The organism is Castellaniella sp., from assembly GCF_034007085.1.
Taxonomy (GTDB): domain Bacteria; phylum Pseudomonadota; class Gammaproteobacteria; order Burkholderiales; family Burkholderiaceae_B; genus Castellaniella.
This window is the reverse complement of the sequence record NZ_JAVERO010000015.1, coordinates 23,594-30,211: the sequence shown is the minus strand read 5'-3', so window position 1 is coordinate 30,211 and position 6,618 is coordinate 23,594. Positions and strand designations below refer to the sequence as shown.

6 protein-coding genes are annotated in these 6,618 nt (G+C 64.6%); 1 reads left to right on the top strand and 5 read right to left on the bottom strand.

The window, feature by feature from the left end:
• Positions 1–18 precede the first annotated feature (18 nt).
• On the bottom strand, positions 19–1,692 hold the full coding sequence (locus tag RBR29_RS02960) for a cbb3-type cytochrome c oxidase subunit I (RefSeq protein WP_320347081.1): 1,674 nt from the start codon (positions 1,690–1,692) through the stop codon (positions 19–21).
• Positions 1,693–1,905: 213 nt separating this feature from the next.
• On the opposite strand from RBR29_RS02960, the gene RBR29_RS02955 reads away from it, so the two are divergent.
• Positions 1,906–2,328 carry an OsmC family protein gene (locus tag RBR29_RS02955; protein WP_320347079.1) on the top strand — a complete coding sequence of 141 codons (423 nt, stop codon included), beginning with the start codon at positions 1,906–1,908 and terminating at the stop codon, positions 2,326–2,328.
• A gap of 104 nt (positions 2,329–2,432) precedes the next feature.
• Here the strand turns inward: RBR29_RS02955 and RBR29_RS02950 are convergent, their stop codons facing one another.
• Genes RBR29_RS02950 through RBR29_RS02935 form a run of 4 tightly spaced genes read right to left on the bottom strand, consistent with a single transcriptional unit; the run spans position 2,433 to position 6,537 of the window.
• Positions 2,433–3,404: a thymidylate synthase gene (locus RBR29_RS02950; protein ID WP_320347077.1), complete on the bottom strand. Its 972-nt coding sequence runs from the start codon at positions 3,402–3,404 to the stop codon at positions 2,433–2,435.
• Positions 3,401–4,219: a CoA ester lyase gene (locus RBR29_RS02945; RefSeq protein ID WP_320347075.1), complete on the bottom strand. Its 819-nt coding sequence runs from the start codon at positions 4,217–4,219 to the stop codon at positions 3,401–3,403. Before RBR29_RS02945 ends, RBR29_RS02950 begins: the two co-directional genes overlap by 4 nt.
• Before the next feature lie 27 nt (positions 4,220–4,246).
• Entirely contained in the window at positions 4,247–5,770 is a 1,524-nt protein-coding gene (locus RBR29_RS02940) for a fumarate hydratase (protein WP_320347073.1), read from the bottom strand.
• Positions 5,770–6,537, bottom strand: coding sequence for a crotonase/enoyl-CoA hydratase family protein (locus RBR29_RS02935; RefSeq protein ID WP_320347071.1), 768 nt, complete (start codon positions 6,535–6,537; stop codon positions 5,770–5,772). Before RBR29_RS02935 ends, RBR29_RS02940 begins: the two co-directional genes overlap by 1 nt.
• Between the last annotated feature and the right edge of the window lie 81 nt (positions 6,538–6,618).

Below are 6,618 nucleotides of genomic sequence, written 5' to 3'. Positions count from 1 at the left end.
TGTATTCGCTTTCCATGATCAGGCCCCCGCAATCGCCTGACGCTCAGGCAAGGATTTACGCGTATGCAACAAGGCAGGACCCACGCGGCTCGTGCCATAGCGCAGGGCCATCAGCACGAAATGAACGGCAAACACCAGATGACCCAGGGTCATCATGGCGCCACCCAGCGTGCGGCCTTCGAGATAGGGCATCGTGACCCGGACCGAGTCCATGAAAGGCCTGGTCGCGTCCAGCATGGCCAGGCCCTGCAGCCAGCCGCCAATGGACAGGCTGACGACATAGATGCCGATCCCCAGGGCCACCAGCCAGAAATGCGCGATGATGAGTTTCGGATGTGGCCATTCCCAGGACATGACGCGCGGCATCACGAAATAAATGGCGCCAAACATCACGATGGAGAAAAAGGCGTACAGGCCCAGGTGGGCATGCGCCACCGTGAAATGGGTGAAGTGCGCGACCGTGCTGATGCTGCGCAGGGCCTCGAAAGAGCCCTCGATGGAACTGACGGTGTACATTGTGGCGCCCAGCACGATGAAGCGCAGCGTGGGCGAGTAGTACATGGTCTTGAAATGGCCGCGCATCGTCAGGTGCTGGTTCACCGAGAATGCCAGCACCGGGATGATCATCATCATGGACTGGACGATCGACAGCGTGACCAGCCAGTGCGGCACCGGGCCGCCGACCAGGTGGTGGCCGCCGACCTGGCCGTAGAAAAAGGCCAGCGCCCAGAAGCCGATCAGCGACAGGTTGTAGGACTGGATCGGACGGCCGATGATCTTGGGCAGGAAATAATAGACCGAGGCCAGGGCGATCGGCGTGTAATACAGGCCCAGCACATTGTGGCCGAACCACCAATTCATGGTGGCCTGTTCCACGCCGAAGTGCACGCCCGGCATCTTGCCCACCAGATACAGGACCGGGAACCAGAACAGCGCCGCGCCCATGTACCAGATCGACACATACAGATGATCGACCTTGCGGTTGCGCAAGGTGAACACCAACGGCAGCGCGATCAGGGCGCCGCCCAGCACCAGCAGGATGCTGATCTGCCAAGGGATTTCCAGCCATTCCAGGCCATCGTTGATGCCCACGGCGATGCTGCCCAGACCGGCGATCAGGCCGGCATTCCACAGCATGCAGCCCAGCAGCGCGAAGCGCCCGCCGTACAGACGCGTCTTCAACAGGCGCGGCAGCATCCAGATCGCCACGCCAAACGCCGCCATCGGGCACCAGCCATAGGCCACCATGTTCAGGTGCAGCGTGCGCGTGCGCCCAAACGTCAGCCAGGCATATTCCGTGAGAAATTCCGGATTGTGCAGCTTGATGGAACTGATCAGGCCAAAGGCCGAGGCCAGCACCAGCCAGACGATGGCACAGCACAGGAAAGCAAAGGTCACGTAGGCCGTGGATTGATCGGCCTCCAGGCGCGCCGCCAATTCCTGCTTCAATCGACTGGCCAGGGACGGATCGACGACGGCCTGGCCGCCGTCGGTGACGACCTGCTGCAGACCCGCCCGCTGCTCGGGCGTGGCGGACGGGTCCTCGACATGACCGATTTCGCCGGTCGAAAAAATCACCGAGGCGGCTTCGGGGTTGTCATCGAACATGTTCCGCCGCAGCGACCAGATGAACACACCCAGCCCTGTGACGGATAATATGAAGGTCAGGAGTAATACGGTGACGGTATCCACGGCACTTCCGTTGAAAGACAAAAAACGCGCGGGGCATGGAAAGCCAGCCCCGGCAGCCAGCTATTTTAGGCATAGAATTTATTTATGTTAAATCTAGCGGGTGCTTTCAAGCCTGAATTACCCTGATTTCGATGCGGGCATCCTGCCCACCCAGGCATCGGTCTGCCGGGGGACGCACCGGTTTTCAGAACTCACACAGGAAACAGACTCACCATGGAATGCACCATCGACTGGCAAGGCCCCGAGGGCATGCTGTTCATTTCCCGCACCGGCAGCGGTCACGTCCTGGCCATGGACGGCGCGCCCGAAGGCGGCGGCCGCAACCTGGCCCCCCGGCCCATGGAAACCGTCCTGACCGGGGCCGGCGGCTGCGCCGCCTATGATGTCGTGCTGATCCTGAAACGTGGCCGCCACGCCGTGACGGGCTGCCAAGTGACCCTGATGGCCGAACGCGCCGACACCGAACCGAAGGTCTTCACAAAAATCCATTACGCGTTCCGGATCACGGGCCGCGCCCTGCCCGCTGCCGCCGTCGAACGCGCGGTATCGCTGTCGCACGAAAAGTATTGCTCGGCCATCGCCATGCTGGAAAAAACGGCCGAGATCACGCATTCAATCGAGATCGTCGAAGCCTGAGCCGTCCTCCGGCGTCAGAACGGCGCGCACCCCGTTTCTGGACTGTCAGCAGTCTGTTCCGACACGAGGGTGCGTGCTGGCCGAGATCTGGGCGGGCAGGCCGCCTACACCGCCATGGGCGCCGTCAAGGGCGCATGGTGGCGATAATCATCCAGCGCGAAATCCGTCGGCTCCAGACGTTCCAGCCATTCGGGCTCGTAGCGGCCCGTATCCGCATAGGCCGGGATGCGGTCCGACAGCCGCAGCCGGGGCGCCGGCAGCGGATCGCGGGTGAGTTGTTCGCGCAGCATGTCCACATGCGTCTCGTAGATGTGCGCGTCCCCGATGAAATAGGTGAACCAGCGCGGCTCATAGCCCGTCAGGCGCGCCACCAGATGCGTCAGGGCCGCGCCTTCGGCCAGATTGAACGGCGTCCCCAGCCCCACGTCATTGCTGCGGATGTACAGGCACAGCGACAGTTCGCGCGATGCCGGATTCGCCAGGAACTGGTACAGCAGGTGGCAGGGCGGCAGGGCCATTTCGTCGATCTGCGCCCAGTTCCAGCCATGGAACAGGATGCGCCGGCTGCCCGGATCCCGGATCAAGGCATCCAGGCAGGCGCGCAGCTGATCCACGGCCTTGTACAGCAGCACGTGCGGCCGCCCCTGGTCCAGGACTGGCCCGACCACACGAAACCCCTGCCCTTGCGCGACCTCGATGCGTGTGATGGCGTCTTGTGGCAACAGCTTGTAGGCAGGCCATTGGCGCCACTGCACCCCGTAGACCGGCCCCAGGTCATCGGGGCCGTCGCGCCAGGGGCTGTCCAGCCAGGCGCGGTTCTCGTTGGCGTTCTGGTCCCAGACCCGACAGCCCAGCGCACGAAAATCCGCCGCGCTGTCGGCCGCCCGCAGGAAACCGACCAGTTCGCCCATGGCGGACTTGAAAGCCAGGCGCTTGGTGGTCACGGCAGGGAACCCCTGGCGCAGATCAAAGCGCAGGCAAGCACCCGGCAGGCTCAGGGTACGCACCCCGGTGCGGTTGTCCTGCCAGGCACCCTGATCGAAAATCGAGCGGACCAGATCCAGATAGGCCTTCATGCGAACCGTTCCAGAATGCGCCGGGCCCGCTCGATCAGGGGGAGATCGACCATGCGGCCATCCAGGCGAAAGGCATATTCGCCCGTCGAATCGGCATGCTCCACGACCCGGCGCGCCCAGTCGGCTTCCTCGAGCAAGGGCCGGTAGACGCGATGCGCCACAGGGATCTGGGCCGGGTGGATGCACATCATCCCGCCGAACCCCATATCCCGGGCCATCGTGCATGAACGTTCCAGTGCATCCAGATCGGTGAAGTCCGGATGGACGCAATCCAGCGGGTCGGCCAGCCCGTGCATGCGGCTGGCTTTCAGGATGTCGAAACGGATCTGCCCGAGCACGAGGCGGGAGGCTTCCGTCATGGGCCGCGTGCCCAGTTCGACCAGCAGATCCAGGCTGCCGAAGGACAGCCGCGCCACGCCGTGGGCTTCGGCGATCCGGTCCAGCGCCCGCAAGCCGGCGGTGGATTCGATCACCGGCATCAGGGGCTTGCCCGCCCCGGATACGATATAGACGTGTTCTGCGGCCTGTGCCTTGGGCAGGACGATGCCGGTGACCGACGGCAGCGACCGGCACAGAGCCAGATCGTCCTCGAACCAGGGGGTGGTGCCATCATTGATGCGCACCCACAGGCGATCGGCCGGATGCGCCGCCGCATGGCGTGCCAGCGCATCGCGCGCGCTGGCCTTGGCCTCGGGCGCGACGGCGTCCTCCAGGTCGACGATGACGGCATCCGCGCCGCTGGCGACCGCCTTGGATATGCGTTCCGGCCTGCTGGCCGGGACGAACAGCGCCGAACGCATCAATGTGTTACGCATGGTAATCCCCTTGCTTCAAGTCGGCCTTCAGGCCTGCGCCGGAACGATGCGCGCGGCGATGCGCTCGCGCCATTCGCGCGGCCCGGTCTGGTGAACCGAGGTGCCCTGGGCATCGACAGCGACCGTCACCGGCATGTCGCGCACTTCGAATTCGTAGATGGCCTCCATGCCCAGATCCTCGAAGCCCAGCACCCGCGCGGAACGGATGGCCTTGGATACGAGGTAGGCGGAACCGCCCACGGCCATCAGGTAGGCCGAGCCATGGCGGCGAATGGCCTCGATGGCCTCGGGACCGCGTTCCGCCTTGCCGATCATGGCCAGCAAGCCCGTCTGCCCCAGCATCATATCGGTAAACGCATCCATCCGCGTGGAGGTGGTGGGGCCAGCCGGGCCGACGACCTCGTCACGCACCGGATCGACCGGGCCGACGTAGTAGATGACGCGCCCGCGGAAATCCACCGGCAGGGATTCGCCGCGCGCCAGCATGTCCTGAATGCGCTTGTGGGCCGCATCGCGCCCGGTCAGGATGCGTCCGGACAGCAGCAGGCGCTCGCCAGGTTTCCAGGAAGCGACTTCTTCGCGGGTCAGCGTGTCCAGGTTCACCTGGCGCGAAGCCTTGTAATCGGGCCGCCAGTGGACTTCCGGCCATTCGGACAGCGCGGGCGGCTGGAGCGCCGCCGGGCCACTGCCGTCCAGCGTGAAATGCACATGGCGCGTGGCCGCGCAGTTGGGAATCATGGCCACGGGCTTGGATGCCGCATGCGTCGGATAGGTGAGGATCTTGACATCCAGCACCGTGGTGAGCCCGCCCAGGCCCTGGGCGCCGATGCCCAGGGCATTGACCTTGCGATACAGGTCGATGCGCAGTTCTTCGAGCTTGTTCTGCGGACCGCGCTGCAGCAGTTCGTACATGTCGATGTCCTGCATCAGGGACTGCTTGGCCATGAGCATGGCCTTTTCCGCCGTGCCGCCCACCCCGATCCCCAGCATGCCCGGGGGACACCAGCCCGCGCCCATGTGCGGCACGGTCTTGAGCACCCAATCCACCAGGGATTCGCTGGGATTGAGCATGGCGAACTTGGTCTTGTTTTCCGAACCGCCGCCCTTGGCCGCGACCTGGACATCGACCGTATCGCCGGGCACCAGTTCGACATGCAGCACACAGGGCGTGTTGTCGCGCGTGTTGCGGCGCGCAAACAGGGGGTCGTCCAGCACCGAGGCACGCAGCGGATTGTCGGGGTTGGTGTACCCCCGGCGCACGCCCTCGTCGCACAGTTCCTGCAGGCTGCGGCGCGTATCGAACCGCACGTCCATGCCGATCTTCAGGAACACATTGACGATGCCGGTGTCCTGGCAGATCGGGCGGTGGCCTTCGGCGCACAGGCGGGAATTGGTCAGGATCTGGGCAATGGCGTCACGCGCCGCAGGGCTTTCTTCGAGTTCGTAGGCGCGCGCCAGATGCTGGATGTAATCCAGCGGATGGTAAATGCTGATGAATTGGACTGCGTCCTCGATCGACTGGATCAAGTCGTCTTCGGTAATCGTGGTCATTATTTTCCTTTCCAGACCGGGGGGCGTTTTTCGGCGAACGCGGTGGCCCCTTCACGGGCGTCCTCCGAGGTGAAGATATGGGCAATCAGGGGCCGTTGGCGCTCGAACATTTCGTCCGGCCGCCAGCTGCGCGACTGAGAAACAATGGACTTGGCCGTGCGTACCGCCAACGGGCCGTTGGCCGCAATGGTCCGCGCCAGCGCCAGCGCCTCGTCCAGCGCCGCGCCCGGCTCGGCCAGCCGATTGACCAGGCCCAGCTGGTGCAGGCGTTCGGCGCCAAACATCTCGCCCGTGAGCACGGCTTCCATGGCGACATGATAGGGGATGCGCGACGGCAGGCGCAGCATGCCGCCCGACCCCGGCACCAGACCGCGCCGGACCTCGGGCAGGCCGAAACGGGCGTCGCGCGCCGCCACGACCAGATCGCAGGCCAGCACCAGTTCGCAGCCCCCTGCCAGCGCGTAACCCTCGACGGCAGCGATCAGAGGCTTGGCCGGCGGTTGTTCGCACAGCCCGGCAAAGCCACGCTTGCCCACGTACGGACGCTGGCCGGTCGCGGCAAAAGCCTTCAGGTCCATGCCTGAGCAGAAATTTCCCCCCGATCCGGTCAACACCCCCAGACGCAGGTCCGGGTCGCTGTCCAGGACATCCAGGGCTGCCGCCAGGGCCTGCGCGGTCTCCAGGTTGATCGCATTGCGCGCCTGGGGCCGGTTGAGCTGCATGACCAGCACCCCGTCCAGACGCTGCACGTCGAGGCAATCACTCATGTTTTCTCCGAAAAAAGAGAAGTGGATAAAATGGCCGTTTCGGACACGGCCCAGGCCGCGCCATCCGGACGACACGAACTC